The organism is Marinobacter sp. NSM (assembly GCF_052380025.1).
In the GTDB taxonomy this organism is placed as follows: Bacteria; Pseudomonadota; Gammaproteobacteria; order Pseudomonadales; family Oleiphilaceae; genus Marinobacter.
This window is the reverse complement of record NZ_JBQTCK010000004.1, coordinates 99509-112914: the sequence shown is the minus strand read 5'-3', so window position 1 is coordinate 112914 and position 13406 is coordinate 99509. Positions and strand designations below refer to the sequence as shown.

At 59.4% G+C, this 13406-nt stretch carries 12 protein-coding genes and 1 pseudogene; 9 read left to right on the top strand and 4 right to left on the bottom strand.

Annotated elements, in window-relative coordinates; all coding sequences use genetic code 11:
• Positions 1-214 precede the first annotated feature (214 nt).
• Both ACTZWX_RS10850 and ACTZWX_RS10845 read left to right on the top strand, forming a co-directional pair.
• On the top strand, positions 215-1855 hold the full coding sequence (locus tag ACTZWX_RS10850) for a methyl-accepting chemotaxis protein (RefSeq protein WP_444713944.1): 1641 nt from the start codon (positions 215-217) through the stop codon (positions 1853-1855).
• Positions 1856-1897: 42 nt separating this feature from the next.
• Positions 1898-2266, top strand: coding sequence for a DUF4870 family protein (locus ACTZWX_RS10845; RefSeq protein WP_444713943.1), 369 nt, complete (start codon positions 1898-1900; stop codon positions 2264-2266).
• An 8-nt stretch (positions 2267-2274) separates the two neighbouring features.
• Here the strand turns inward: ACTZWX_RS10845 and ACTZWX_RS10840 are convergent, their stop codons facing one another.
• Positions 2275-3588: an MFS transporter gene (locus ACTZWX_RS10840; RefSeq protein ID WP_444713942.1), complete on the bottom strand. Its 1314-nt coding sequence runs from the start codon at positions 3586-3588 to the stop codon at positions 2275-2277.
• A gap of 157 nt (positions 3589-3745) precedes the next feature.
• Here ACTZWX_RS10840 and ACTZWX_RS10835 point away from each other — a divergent pair, with 157 nt between their 5' ends.
• Genes ACTZWX_RS10835 through ACTZWX_RS10825 form a run of 3 tightly spaced genes read left to right on the top strand, consistent with a single transcriptional unit; the run spans position 3746 to position 6628 of the window.
• On the top strand, positions 3746-4585 hold the full coding sequence (locus tag ACTZWX_RS10835; RefSeq protein ID WP_444713941.1) for a 23S rRNA (adenine(2030)-N(6))-methyltransferase RlmJ: 840 nt from the start codon (positions 3746-3748) through the stop codon (positions 4583-4585).
• Between the two features lie 18 nt (positions 4586-4603).
• Positions 4604-5815, top strand: coding sequence for a MarR family transcriptional regulator (locus ACTZWX_RS10830; RefSeq protein WP_444713940.1), 1212 nt, complete (start codon positions 4604-4606; stop codon positions 5813-5815).
• A 9-nt stretch (positions 5816-5824) separates the two neighbouring features.
• Positions 5825-6628 carry a mechanosensitive ion channel family protein gene (locus ACTZWX_RS10825; RefSeq protein ID WP_444713939.1) on the top strand — a complete coding sequence of 268 codons (804 nt, stop codon included), beginning with the start codon at positions 5825-5827 and terminating at the stop codon, positions 6626-6628.
• On the opposite strand, the pseudogene dctP reads toward ACTZWX_RS10825, so the two are convergent.
• Both dctP and ACTZWX_RS10815 read right to left on the bottom strand, forming a co-directional pair.
• Positions 6625-7647: pseudogene (gene dctP / locus ACTZWX_RS10820) on the bottom strand (TRAP transporter substrate-binding protein DctP). The gene ACTZWX_RS10825 and the pseudogene dctP sit on opposite strands and share 4 nt — an antisense overlap.
• A gap of 223 nt (positions 7648-7870) precedes the next feature.
• Positions 7871-8251 carry a DUF4168 domain-containing protein gene (locus ACTZWX_RS10815; protein ID WP_444713938.1) on the bottom strand — a complete coding sequence of 127 codons (381 nt, stop codon included), beginning with the start codon at positions 8249-8251 and terminating at the stop codon, positions 7871-7873.
• A gap of 224 nt (positions 8252-8475) precedes the next feature.
• Between ACTZWX_RS10815 and ACTZWX_RS10810 the strand changes: the two genes are divergently transcribed.
• From ACTZWX_RS10810 to ACTZWX_RS10795, 4 genes are read left to right on the top strand one after another with little or no spacing between them, the layout of a single operon-like run.
• Entirely contained in the window at positions 8476-9948 is a 1473-nt protein-coding gene (locus ACTZWX_RS10810; protein WP_444713937.1) for an ATP-binding protein, read from the top strand.
• A complete protein-coding gene (locus tag ACTZWX_RS10805) occupies positions 9945-11330 on the top strand; it encodes a sigma-54-dependent transcriptional regulator (RefSeq protein ID WP_444713936.1) in 1386 nt (461 codons plus the stop codon). Before ACTZWX_RS10810 ends, ACTZWX_RS10805 begins: the two co-directional genes overlap by 4 nt.
• A complete protein-coding gene (locus ACTZWX_RS10800) occupies positions 11323-12228 on the top strand; it encodes a DMT family transporter (RefSeq protein ID WP_444713935.1) in 906 nt (301 codons plus the stop codon). The genes ACTZWX_RS10805 and ACTZWX_RS10800 overlap by 8 nt, the downstream gene beginning before the upstream one ends.
• Complete coding sequence (locus ACTZWX_RS10795) at positions 12221-12499, top strand: GIY-YIG nuclease family protein (RefSeq protein ID WP_072676639.1); 279 nt, start codon at positions 12221-12223, stop codon at positions 12497-12499. Before ACTZWX_RS10800 ends, ACTZWX_RS10795 begins: the two co-directional genes overlap by 8 nt.
• Here ACTZWX_RS10795 and ACTZWX_RS10790 read toward each other — a convergent pair.
• A complete protein-coding gene (locus tag ACTZWX_RS10790; RefSeq protein WP_444713934.1) occupies positions 12477-13370 on the bottom strand; it encodes an alpha/beta hydrolase in 894 nt (297 codons plus the stop codon). The genes ACTZWX_RS10795 and ACTZWX_RS10790 overlap by 23 nt on opposite strands.
• Positions 13371-13406: the final 36 nt, after the last annotated feature.

Sequence of the window (13406 nt, the reverse complement as noted above, 5' to 3'; positions counted from 1 at the left end):
CTCCGTCACGTTCCGCCCTGAAAACCGTACCCTTCGGGGTGCGGTTTTTTTGTTACAGATTCCCGGGAATCTGCCGATAAATTGATCAGGGAGCCAATGGTGGCATCCAGAATCCACTAAAGTATGAGTTATTAACCTGTATCAATTCTTTACTCTCAACACTGGCCTTAAATAACAAAATGTTTGCGCATGCAATGATAAAGAAGAGGGCACCATGGGCTTACTCGATCGCGCTGCAATTATTTGGGGGGTGGGCATTGCTGTTGCGCTCGGCATTGTCTGTCTGTGGGTGGCACCGTTGTTAGGGCTGGATACGGCCTCGATGTTGATCGGCCTGGTGCTTGGTCTGGCGGTGGCGGCCGGATATCTGATTGCGCGGGTACTGGAGCCGATCGAGAAAGGTATTGCCGGCCTGAATGATGGCTCGCTTGCGGAAGGTCACCCCCTGAGAGCCCAATGCCAGCGCTTGCTGGAGGATGCCCGTGCCGGCAAGGCGTTGGTGGAGACCCTGTCAGACAGTGCCGACAAGAACGCCATTTCCGCGGCCGAAGTGTCCTACGCGGCGGATCAGGTGAAAAAACGCCTCGACCGGCAGGTGGAAGAAACCGCCCAGATGGCCGATTACGCCGGCAAGATAACCGAGTCTGTTCGTGAGTCGTCCGAACAGGCCATCAACGCCGCCACCATGGCGTTGCAGAACCGGGAAGTCAGCGTTGAGGGGCGCCAGGCGTTGGTTTCCGCCATTGAAAGTGTCCGGATTGTGCATCAGCAGTCAGGAGAGAATCTCAGCCTGATTCAGGCACTGAATGAAAAGTCCACCAAGATTCAGGGCGTTACCTCTACCATCCAGGGCATTGCTGAGCAGACCAACTTGCTGGCCCTGAACGCCGCTATCGAAGCAGCGCGGGCCGGTGATCAGGGCCGGGGCTTTGCCGTGGTGGCAGATGAGGTTCGACAGCTGGCGGGGCGCACTGCACAAGCGACCAGCGAAGTGGCGGAAACCCTGGAAGAAATCCAGGGCGATACTTCCCTGATCGTTGCCCGCATTGAGGGCCTGGCCCGCTCCGTGGAGCAGGGGCTGACATCCGTTGAAAGCGTTGGCGCGCAGCTGGATTTGATTCGCGACCAGTCCGACCGGGTGCAGCAGCAGGTTTCCCGCATTGCAGAGATTGACCAGGCCAATGAGCAGAGTCTGGAACAGGTGTTCTCTGTCATTGAATCGGTGCGGGACCACATTGCCGAAAGCGATAGCAGTGTGGCGTCGCTGGCGGATCAGGCGGCCACTCTGATGGAACTGGCGGAAAACGCCAATGCCGCGTTTGCGTTGAACAGTAGCCAGAGTTACCACCGATCGTTCTTTGATCAGGCGCGTGCGGGGGCCGCCCAGATCGGTGAGATTTTTGAGCAGGCCATTCAGCAGGGCAAACTGAGCGAATCGGCCCTATTCGAGAAGAAGCGAGAGCCGATCCCGAACACCAACCCCCAGCAATACAGTAGCGCCTTCGACCGTTTCACGGACCAGGTGTTGCCAGCGGTGCAGGAGAACATCAAGAATTCCCAGGATGCCATCGTCTTCTCCATTGCCTGCGCCCAGGACGGTTACGTGCCCACCCACAATCGGGATTTTGCCCACCCGCCCACCGGTAACCCCGAAGTGGATCTGGTGAAAAGCCGGAGCAAGCGACTGTTCAATGATCGCACCGGTATTCGTTGTGGTAGCCACACTCAGGACATGCTGTTGCAAACCTACCGGCGCGATACCGGTGAAATCATGCATGACCTGTCGGTGCCCATCTTTGTCAACGGCAAGCACTGGGGTGGTTTCCGGATCGGCTATCGGCCTTCCGGGCACTGAGGTTCGTTGCTATGCTGCGGGTTTGGTTGATAGGAGTTGCGTGTGGCTGAGCCTGAGTTTATTCCCGCTGAATCGGATCAGAACAAACCGCAGGGGGCGGATTCCGCCCGCAACCTGGCGATTATTGTCTATATTCTGCAGGGACTGGCCTTCTTTCTTGGCGGGATCACGGCGCTGGTCGGGGTGATCATCAACTACGTCAAGATGGATGAGGTGCGCGGCACCTGGATTGAGCCCCATTTTCGCTGGCAGGTCCGCACCTTCTGGATTGGTCTGCTGTGGCTGGTGATCGGCACCATTACCCTGATGGTTATTATTGGCTGGTTTATCCTTCTGGGGATGGCTATCTGGGTGATTTATCGCATTGTTAAAGGCGCCCTGGCGCTGAACGACGGCAAGGCACCCGAGTAACGGTATGCTCAGTCTTCAGTGACCTCTTTCAGGCGCAGGGCGCTGACCATTCCGGTAAAGCCCATCAGCCCCAGTACGATAATCACCGCGATGTCTGAAATTAGCGACAGCGCGGCGGTAATCCCCCCGGTTACCAGCAGCAGAACCCCGATCACCGTATTGCTGACGGCGGTATAGTCTGTGCGTTTGTTGCCACCGGCCATATCCACCAGGTAGGTTTTACGCCCCAGTCGCACGCCGGCATGGGCGATGCTCAGAACAAAGAATGCGGCGGGGTAGAACCAGGCACCGCCTACATCCGGCCCGAAGATCAAGGCACTGAAGCCTACCAGCAGGCAGAGGGCGCTGGCCATGGCTGCGCCCCGTATGATGACCCGTCTGCTTGAGGTATCCGCTGCCCAGCCCCAGAAACTGGCACTGACTGAGCTGGCCAGGCTACTGGCCAGCAGGAACACCCCGAGCATCCAGCCGACATCCGATTGCTTCTGCGCCAGCACCACGAAATAGGGTGACGCCAGGGCAGAGCAAAGCAGCAGCGCCCGTGTAACCACAAAGTGCCGAAACGGCGCGTCGTCTTTCAGCAGCGACAGGCTCTGGATGGCCTCGGTCATGGCGTTACTGCCGCCGCCGGTTTCACCAGGGAATTCTTCCACACTGGCAAACAGAAAGCCGGCGATCACCCAGAGCACCGCAGCCAACAGCAAAAGAAGGCTGTAGAAAGCCAGAGTCGGATCGCCCCGGTCCCAGAACAGTAGCGCGGTCATGGCGACCGTCAGGGAACCGCCAAGGGTGGTGGCAAGGCCAGACAGACGGCCCCGGCGGGTTTTCGGAATACACTTGCCCTGAACGTCTTTCATGGCCACTGAGCAAAAGCCCCGGGCCAGGGAAAACACCACCAACCCTGCAACGATGCCCAGGCCGGCGGCATAGCCTTCCAGAAACCAGACGCTGGCGGCCATACCAACCACGCTGACTGACTGCCCGAAGCTACCCAGTGTCCAGAACCACTTGCGCACCGCCTTGCGCCGAACCCAGGCGGCAATCACCATTTGAGGCACCATGGAACCGGATTCGCGTATCGGCACCAGCCAGGCCACCAGGGCAGGGGCGCCGACGGCGCTCATCATCCACGCCAGAACGGTTTTCGGGCTGATCAGAAGGTCGCCGAGCTTGGTCAAAACATTGGCCGCAAGAATCAGAAAGAAATTCCTGGGCACCTCCCGACAGGCCTCCTCGGGAATGTCTTTGCAGACCCTGGCGTCTTCTTCGTTGGCGATGAGGGCATACAGCTGGTCAACGGGGGCGTTACTCTGGCCAGGCAAGGTGATTCTCCTTATTTTACAAGAACGCAAGCATAGCAGGTTGCCGGGTGCCTGTTCACCGGCTTGGAGGGTGCCAGTGCCAAGTTGCGGGCTTCCAGCAGGGTTGCCTGGGCCCGGCAGGTGATGCTTAATGGGCGCCTGAGATCAGGAGCCCGATATGCTGAGTTACCTTCACGCCTTTCACGCCGGCAACTTTGCCGATGTGCAAAAACACGCTGCCCTCACGCTGGCGCTGGCCATGATGCAGGCGAAAAAGACCCCGATTGCCTGTTTTGATACCCACGCCGGCAGTGCCATGTACGATCTGGCCAGCGACCGGGCCAGGAAAACGGCGGAGGCCGACAGCGGTATCCAGCGATTGTGGGCCATGCGCCAGAGGCTGTCGTCACCGGACTGGCGCCCGATGCTGGAGGTGCTGGCACGTCATAATGGTGCTGGTGAAACGCTGGCCCATTATCCCGGTTCTCCGGCCTGGTTTGCGGAATTTGCCCGCCCTGGTGATTCCGTGACGGCGTTTGAACTGCACCCTTCCGAGGGGCGAGCTCTGGAAGCCTGGGCCCGTGATGCCGGTGTCCGGGTGCTTCAACAGGACGGTTTGGCAGGGCTGGTGCGGCAGTTGCCGCCGCCCCAGCCAAGACTGCTGACCCTTATAGATCCCTCCTATGAGATCAAAGACGATTACCAGCAGGTTTCGGATACTTTGCACAAGGCATGGAAAAAATGCCGTCACGGGGTCTATCTTATCTGGTATCCCATCCTGACCAGCGGATTGGAGCAGCGCCTGATCAGTGAGCTGGAAAAAGGCGAGGTGCGCAAGATCCTGCGCCATGAGGTGCGGCTGGATCAGCCGCCGGAGCGCGGCATGGTCGGGTCAGGTATATTGGTGGTGAATCCGCCATGGGGCTTTGAACAACGCCTGGCCGCTATGATGGATGATGTGCAGGGAGACCCCGGGCTCGGCTTGTCTCAATCCTTGAACTGGCTGGTTCCGGAATGACCTGACGGGAGTAACGCATTGGCGAATGACGTTGTAGAAGACCACCCGTATCTGCCTGGCGGACTGATTCCGCTGGACCAATGGAAAACCCCTGAGACCTCGGTTCAGAAAACCATCCGCGGCGCCTTTCGGGACATTCTCGACCAGTTGAGAGCCGGTATCAGCCCGGAGGAACAGGCATTCCAGAGCCTGGATGATCTGCCGATGCTGTCTGGGGACCGGCTGGAGGAATTTGCGCCGGAACCGGATGCCGCATTGCTGGCACAGGTAATGGTGGACCAGTTCGATCAGCTTCACCGTGACGGAGCCAGCCATCGCGAGGTGAACTTTGTGGTGGCGCCCCCGTTTTCGGGGGTGCCGGAGGCGCTACGCTGCCTGTCCCGGAGGGTGCTGACACCTCCGGATAACCTGTTGATGACAGAGCAGGACGCTGGTGCCTGGTGGGATGAACAACTGTCTGGCGGCGACTGGGTGATTCCGGAACTGGCGGATTTCTGGCTCAGGCATCCGGCCGGGTTGAATCTGCTTCGGGAACTCTTCGCTCGCATCGCGCTGGACCACGCCGGTAATGGCATGGTTGGCTGTTCCAGCTGGTGCTGGCAGTTCTGGCGCCAGTATTCGCCGGAGCTCAGCCTGGCGCCCTATACCCTGGCGCCGCTTACCGGTGAGCAATTGACCCGATGGCTGGATTACCTGGCTTCCGGCGATGGAGAGCAGCAGGTAACCGCCAGAATGACGCGCGATGGGCTGTATGTACTGCCGGCGCCTCAGCAGGACTCTGACCTGAAATACAGCAGCTTCACCCAGGATCTGGCAACGCTTGCCCGGGGCAACCGGGGCGTGGCCCTCGCCATCTGGCAACGCACCTTGCGGGCCCGGCCCGAGAAAGATGATGAAGACACAGGCAAGGAAGTTGTCCGGCTGGCCGGGAGCCGGTGCTGGGTTGCTCCGCTGGATCAGATCAGCCTGCCCTCGGTGCCGGCGAGTGCCGGACGGCAGCCTAGCCACATTTTGCACGCCTTGCTGCTGCACGACGGCTTGAATGCCGAGCAGTTGGCGTTGGTGACCGGAATGCAGAAACAGGATATCGCCCTGACGCTGGACAGGTTGATCCGGGCAGAGCTGGTGGGCCGTGACCAGGCATCCGATGTGTATCGGGCGACACCACTGGGATACCCCTCAGTTCGCAAAAACCTTCAGGCCAGGGGCTATCCCGTGGATGGTTTCTAGGAGATTCCGATGGGCGATTTTGGTTTCAAGGAGACATTCTCTTCCATCACCTCAGACGCTTTGCTCGAAGCGTTGGCGGTGGTGATACTGGCATCCGTATTGATCATGCTGGTGCAGAAGCTGATACCTGCCCTTGCCGGCAAGTTGGGGGGCAAGCTCCGGTTGTACCTGCTGGCGTCGGTGCCGCTACTTCGGTTACTGATCATTGTGCTGACCATCGTAACCGTGGTGCCAATCCTGGTGGAGCCGTCTTTTGAGAACATGGTGGCGATTTTCGGGGCCCTGGGCCTGGCGCTTGGGTTTGCCTTCAAGGATTACGCCAACAGCCTGATTGCGGGCATTGTGACCCTGTATGAGATGCCTTATCGCCCGGGGGACTGGATTGAGGTGAACGGTCGGTACGGTGAGGTGAGGTCTATCGGTACCCGGGCAGCGGAGATTGTCACCCTGGATGACACCGTGATCGTGATTCCCCACAGCCTGCTGTGGAATACCCTGCTGGCGAACGGCAATGACGGAACCGACAACCTGATGTGTGTGGCCGAGCTGCACCTGGACCCAAACCACAACGTGGCGCGGATGCAGCAGCTGTTTCGGGACGTGGTGTTTACCTGCCCGTTGACCAAAACCTATCAGCCGGTGATTGTGACCGTTTCCGCAACCGACGACGCCATGCGCTACCGCCTCAAAGCCTACCCATCGGAGCCCAGGGAGCAGAGCCGGTTTATCTCGGACCTGACCGCAAGAGCGGCCGATGTCTGTGCCCGGGAAGGCGTTCGCATGGTATCAAAAAGGGTGACTGACGCAGACTAGAGCTCCATGGAGCACCAGGGCTGCGTCCATTCATCCACAAATTCCAGAAGGGCCCAGCCGGTTTCACCGGTCTGTTTGAGATACTTGTCGCGCACTGGCAGGCTGGCCTGCCGGAATCGTTCACGCTCATCGTCATCCAGAAGTACTACCTGTATATCGCCGGCTTCCACGATACTTTCGAGGCGCTGCCGATTGAGTGCTTCCTGACTTTCCCAGGCGAAACCCGCCAGGTCCGGTACCGCGTCGTTCAGCCACTTTCGTTCCCGGTCGGGCAGGTCGTTGTACCATTGCTGGTTCGACACGATAGAAGCGACAAAATAAGAAGCCCTGGCCATGGTGAGGGTAGTCTGCACTTCGTGGAAGTCCATTTCCTCAATGGCAAACACCGGGTTGGTCTGGCCGTCGATCTTGCGTAGCTGAAGATCGCTTTAGACTTGTGAATAGGGTGTCTGTACCGGCTCTGCACCGTATGCACGGTAAGCCTCGGCAGCCATGTCTGACGTCATCGTACGGATGCGCAAGCCCTGAAAGTCGTCTGGCGAGCGCAGGGGCTTATTCGCGGGCTAGGTCATCCAGCCTTCCGGAATAAAGCCCAACAGTTGCAAGCCGGTTTGCTGGTAGGGCTGCTGGAACTGTAAGATCAATTCTGGGTCTTCCAGCAACTGCCGCGCGGCTTCCGGCTGCTCGGGCATAAGAAAGTGCAGATTGAAAATGCCGGCTTCCGGAACCGTGTCGGCCAGGTGGCCGGGCGAGGCATAGGCCAGGTTCACCGAGCCATTGCGGGCCAGTTCGGTGAGCTGGGTGGAGGTACCCAGAGACCCGTAAGGAAAGACGTCCACTTCAATAAGGCCGTCCGAAATATCCTCAATATGGGCGCGGAATGCTTCTGCGTACTGATGCTGCTCGCTGCCTTCAATCTCTTCCAGGGCAAAGCGCCAGGTGATCGGGTATTTCTCCGAGATGGGTTGCAGGCTGCCCTGATCACCGGGCGCCGGGTCGTCAGAACATCCGGAGAGCATCAGGGAGCAGGCGGCCAGTGCAAGCCAGGGGCGGCTGGGTGTTTTGATCATAGCGGTCGGACTCCGGCCCGGAAAGATGAAAAGCAGATCGTTATTCCTCACAGAAAGGTATCACAAGATGAAGCCAGTGGCAGATCCGGATAGGCCGTAATATAACCGGGACAGGCAATAAAAAGCCCCGCTGGGAGCGGGGCTGAAGGACGAACCGGGTTGCAGGGTTCGCTTACATCATGGAGTCAACGCGATTACGTACTTCCGGGTCGCTGCTGTAAGCCGTTGCGATGGCGTTGTAAGTCGGGATGTCCATACCGACTTCCTCGATCACGCCCACCATCTTGTCGTTGGCTTCCATTTGCAGCTCCTGGGCCTTTTGCTGGGAATCGGCCGCTTCGATCTTCGCGATGTAGTCTTCACGAACTTCCATCACACCGGATTGCGCTTCGACGAACTGCTGCAGCTCGGAATCGCTGTAGTTGGCATCCTGAGCATTTTGAGCCGCTGGGTCTGCGTATTCTGCGCCTTGCTGTGCATCTTGCTGGGCAATGGCAGGTGCAGCCGCGAGAATGGCGAGGGAAGCGGTCATGGAAATCAGCAGTTTATTCATAAACAAGCTCCTTACTTAGGGTTTGGCGGAGAACTAAGAGGTTCCGCCGATTTGTGAAACACACAGTAGACCTAACAAGTGCTGTGCCAACTTTCCCAAATAATATTAAAGGCAATAAAAACAAGTAGTTATGTTTTTCGTGGCATTACGTTCGGGTAATCCCGGTTGTGGCGAAATGCCACATGTGGCACAAATGCTGTGACACTTCTACATAGGAATCGCTCATGGCTTCCCTTGGCCGCCGCATTGGTGATCTGTTTCGCTCGCTCCAGTTAACGCTGGTTCTGAGCATCGTGGTCCCACTTCTGTTGTTTAGTGGTATTGCGATCTACATCGGCCTGGGCGCGGTTGAAAAAGCGTTGAATGAGCGCCTTCGTGAAGACCTTGAACTGGTGGCCAGGGCGGTCAGCGGCCCACTGTCCAATGCCCTGGTGGAGAAAGACGAACTGGTGCTGGGAGAGTCCCTCAAATCCATCTTCCAGATCGGCCGCATTTCCGGGGCGTCGGTGTTTGATGAAGAAGGTAACCGGGTGGCCAGTCTGGGCGTGGCGGATTCAGACGTCACCAACAGCGTGAGCGCTGAGCGGGTGATTTCCAGTGGCGAGCTGGGCGGTGCCTTCCGGCGGGTGGATGGCGAATCGGTGTTTTCGCAGTTCACGCCGCTGGTCGGCGAAGACGGCCGTATTCAGGGGCTGCTACAGGTGACCAGACAGCGCAGTGACTTCCACGACCTGGTGGCATCAAGCCGCTGGTGGGCGGTGGGTATCTGGTCTGTGCTCGCGGTGACCATCATCCTGGTGGTGGTGCTGGGGCATTACCGTACTGTGGGGCGCCACGTGAATGGATTGATGGAGAACATGGATAAATTGGCGCCTGGCCGTTGGCTTCTGGCGACCCCTGCGGCAGGGCCGCGGGAGTTGCGACAGATTCACCGGGGTATTCGGGATATGGGCCGGCGCATGGGCGATGCCGAGGCGGAGATCGAAGACCGGATCGCCCGGGAAAGAGCGCTGGCGGAACAACTGGAGTATCAAGAGAAGGTGGCCATGATCGGCCGCGTTGCCGGCGGGGTGGCTCATGAGTTGGGGGCGCCGCTGAATGTGATTCAGGGCCGTGCCCGGATACTAGCCAGGGCCGGGCTGCCGGACGATCAACAGCGGCACCTTAAGGATATCGAGCACCAGGTGCAGCGGATGACCACCATCATTCAGCAGCTGCTGGACTGTTTCCGCCATGTGCCGGACTCCAGGCGGCCACTGGACCTGTCTGATGTTCTGCGAGACGTTATGGCCCGCGCCCCCGAAGATGAACGTTGCAGCCATTGTCGGCTGGAAACCGACGGCTTTGATCAACCTATGCCTACCCGGGCCGAGCCGCTGCGGGCTGGTCTGGCGTGTCTGAACGTGATCCGAAATGGCTGCCAGTCTGCCCGCAGCCGGCTCAGGGTGACGGCTCACCAGTCCAGTGATTGCTGGGAAATCCGGGTAGAGGATGACGGCCCGGGCATCGCGCCTGAGGACCGGGACAGGATCTTCGAGCCCTTCTACAGTACCCGCCCCGCCGGTGAAGGGACTGGCCTTGGGCTGGCGGTTGTGAGCAGTGTCATGAAGGAGCATGGAGGTCGCGTAGGTGTGGAAGAAAGCAGCCTGGGCGGGTGTCGAATGAGTCTGTATTTTCCCAGGGAGACTGGCTTATGAGTGATTCGGTAGCGACCATATTACTGGTTGAGGATGACCAGAGCCTGGGCCAGTTGCTGGCCGAAGAGCTGGAGATGGACGGCTACACCATGCTCCGGGCCGGGACCGTTGATGAGGCCCGGCAGCAACTGCGGGGCCAGCGGCCAAGCCTGATTGTCTCCGACCTGCGATTGCCGGATGGCGACGGCCTGCAGGTGCTGTCGTTTCAGCAGGCAGAGCACCCGGGAATTCCGTTTATCGTGATTACCGCCTTTGGCACGGTCGATCAGGCGGTGGATGCACTGAAAGCGGGTGCTGACGATTTTCTGACCAAGCCGTTATCGACTGATCACCTGAGGCTCAAGATAAAGCGGCTGCTGGCTCAGGCGGACATCAACCGGCAGTTGGCGGAGATTCAGGCGAGCCAGAATGGCGGAGATAACCTGGGCCTGGTGGGAGACAGTTCCGCCATGGCGCGCTTGCGCACCGAAATCCGGCAGGTGGCTCGCAGCCAGGCGGCGGTATTGATCAACGGTGAAAGCGGGACCGGCAAGGAACTGGTGGCCCGGGCGGTTCATCAGCAGAGTGATCGCGCCGGGCAGGCGTTTCTGGCCGTAAACTGCGCGGGCATTCCGCCAGACCTGATGGAAAGTGAATTCTTTGGCCATGAAGCCGGCGCGTTTACCGGCGCCAGACAGGGGCGCAAGGGGCTGTTTGCGGAAGCCAGCGGCGGCACCCTGTTGCTGGACGAGATTGGTGAGATGCCCCTGGCGCTGCAGGCGAAGCTGCTCCGGGTGCTTCAGGAAGGCTCCATCAAGCCGGTGGGCTCTGATCATGAAGAAACCGTGGATGTGCGGATTCTCGCCGCCACCCACGTTGATCTGATGAGGGCGGCGGAGCAGGGGGAGTTCCGGGAGGATTTGTACTATCGCCTGGAAACCCTGTCGCTGAGTATTCCGCCACTCCGGGAACGGGGCGAAGATGTTGAACTGCTGGCGATGCATTTCCTCAAGGAGGCCTGCCGCCGCCATAACCGGGGGTTTATCAAACTCAGTGATGTGACCCTGCGGGTGCTGCGTGACTATCCGTTCCCTGGTAACGTCAGGGAACTGTCCAGCGCCATTGAACGGGCGGTCACCTTCTGCGAGGGCGATACTATACAGCCTGAGCATTTGCCGGAGCGCATCCGAAAACGTCAGGGGGGCTCGCCCCAGCCGCTGGCGGCACCGGGTTCGGTGAATCTGTCAGAGTGGCCGACGCTGGAGGTCTTACAGCAGGACTATGTGCGCCGGGTCATGGCGGCGGTGGATGGTAACAAGCGCCGGGCTGCTCAGATTCTGGGTATCAACCGGCGAACACTGTATCGTTGGCTGGAAACCGAAACAGGACCGGCAAATGACTAACCAGAAGCAGGCCATGCTATATGGCCTGGCGACAGTACTGCTTTGGTCGACTGTGGCAACCGCCTTCAAACTGGCCCTGGCCGATTTGGTTCCGGTGCAGATGTTACTGGTAGCCTGTGCGGCGTCGGTGGTGGTCATGGGTGGAATTCTCGCGGCCCAGGGCCGTTGGCATCTGGTGTTTGCGTTATCCCGCCGGCAGTACCTGCAGTCGATCGGGATGGGGTTGATCAACCCGTGCCTTTACTACTTCTTCCTGTTCGGCGCCTTTGATCGCCTGCCCGCCCAGGAGGCGCAGCCACTCAACTACACCTGGGCGCTGGTGCTTGCCTATCTCTCGGTGCCCTTTCTGGGCCAGAAACTGCGCCGCATCGACATTCTTGCCGGTCTGGCTTGCTATGCCGGAGTGGTGGTCATTGCTACCCGGGGCGCGGTCACCAGCCTCAGTTTTTCAGACCCACTGGGGGTAGCCTTCGCTTTGGGCAGTACCCTGGTGTGGGCCAGCTACTGGATTATTGCCACCCGGGACACCCGTGACCCGGTGGTTGGCCTGTTCCTGAATTTCCTGTTCGGCTTGCCGTTCATAACGCTGGCCTGCTGGTACACGGTGGGGCTGTCGCTCCCATTGGGCGGGTCGCTGGCGGCGGCGGTCTATGTTGGCGTATTCGAGATGGGAATAGCGTTTGTACTCTGGTCCCAGGCCATGAAAAAAGCTGAGAATACCGCGAAGGTCAGCAATCTGATCTTCATCTCACCGTTTCTGTCGTTAGTGTTTATCTACTTCATCCTCGGCGAAATCATTTTGCCGTCTACCTACGTCGGGCTGACGCTGATCATGGCCGGGTTGTGGTTACAGCAGAGGAAGGTTCGGGTTCGGCAGCGGGGGCTCAACCATGGATGACGGCTGGTACCTTTATCTGGTTCGCACCAGAACCGGCAGCCTGTATACCGGCATTACCACAGACGTGGAACGCCGCTTCTCAGAGCATCAGGCCGGGGCCCCCAAAGGGGCCCGCAGCCTGCGGGGCAAAGGGCCTTTGACCCTGGCATTCCAGGCATCGGTCGGCAACCGTAGCCGGGCCTCGCAACTGGAATGGCAGGTCAAACGCTGGTCCAAAGCCCGTAAGGAAGCGCTTATCAGAGGTGCTCTCAGCTTGCCAGATGGGCCCTGACATGGTCGGCGGCAACCTGCACGGCCTCGGTGGCGCGGTCCAGTTGGCCGCAATGGACTTGAAACACGTGCCACAGGTTATTGTAGATCTCCAGCTGGGTTGCTACGCCATCTCGCTTGGCGACATCTGCCAGCCGGGTAGCATCGTTCAGCAGGATTTCCTCGCTGCCAACCTGGATCAGTAACGGTGGCAAGTGATCCAGCTGGCCATACACCGGCGATATCAGTGGCGTGGTCAGCGGTGTGTCACCGGCGTACATCCGGGCGGCATTGGCGGTCCAGCTTTCCTGCAACACCGGCTCGCGCTCCGGCTGATAGAGCGCGCCCTGGCTGAGATCGACCCAAGGCGAGAAACACGTGATTGAGGAGGGAAGCGGGTGTTTCTGGTCACGCAGTTTCATCGCCAGAGCGATGGATAATCCGCCGCCGGCCGAATCACCGGCCAAGGCAAGGCTATTGGCCGACCGTCCCTGGCTGATCAGCGCCAGGTAAACGGATTCGGCATCATCCAGCGCTGCCGGGAACGGATGTTCCGGAGCCAGGCGGTAATCGGGGGTAATCACTTCGCACCCGGACAGTTTGGCCAGATGCCCGGTGATGCCTCGATGGGTGTTGGCAGAGCCAATGATATAGCCGCCGCCATGGAGGTAGAGAATCGTCCCTGACGGCGTTGCTGTTGCCGTGGTTCGCACCACCGGTACATCGCCCAGATCGTCCCGGACAAACCGGGCGCTGCGAGGCGGCACGGACGACCGATAGGCCTGGCGAATCAGCTGGCGTTGCAGTTTCAGGGGTACAGCATTCGAGAGCATCGGGCGGACCAAGCGCTGCATTGTCTGGCGCAGCCCGGCTTCAAGAAGCGGCTGGAACATCTGTGTTCTCCCTCGTGAATGCGTTAGGATGTCGAA

What these genes read in the sequence shown, in the direction of transcription:
- ACTZWX_RS10810 (WP_444713937.1), top strand. Translation starts at nt 8,476, where the DNA reads ATGGCTTCCCTTGGCCGCCGCATTGGTGATCTGTTTCGCTCGCTCCAG.
- ACTZWX_RS10850 (WP_444713944.1), top strand. Translation starts at nt 215, where the DNA reads ATGGGCTTACTCGATCGCGCTGCAATTATTTGGGGGGTGGGCATTGCT.
- ACTZWX_RS10835 (WP_444713941.1), top strand. Translation starts at nt 3,746, where the DNA reads ATGCTGAGTTACCTTCACGCCTTTCACGCCGGCAACTTTGCCGATGTG.
- ACTZWX_RS10805 (WP_444713936.1), top strand. Translation starts at nt 9,945, where the DNA reads ATGAGTGATTCGGTAGCGACCATATTACTGGTTGAGGATGACCAGAGC.
- ACTZWX_RS10795 (WP_072676639.1), top strand. Translation starts at nt 12,221, where the DNA reads ATGGATGACGGCTGGTACCTTTATCTGGTTCGCACCAGAACCGGCAGC.
- ACTZWX_RS10800 (WP_444713935.1), top strand. Translation starts at nt 11,323, where the DNA reads ATGACTAACCAGAAGCAGGCCATGCTATATGGCCTGGCGACAGTACTG.
- ACTZWX_RS10790 (WP_444713934.1), bottom strand. Translation starts at nt 13,370, where the DNA reads ATGTTCCAGCCGCTTCTTGAAGCCGGGCTGCGCCAGACAATGCAGCGC.
- ACTZWX_RS10815 (WP_444713938.1), bottom strand. Translation starts at nt 8,251, where the DNA reads ATGAATAAACTGCTGATTTCCATGACCGCTTCCCTCGCCATTCTCGCG.
- ACTZWX_RS10825 (WP_444713939.1), top strand. Translation starts at nt 5,825, where the DNA reads ATGGGCGATTTTGGTTTCAAGGAGACATTCTCTTCCATCACCTCAGAC.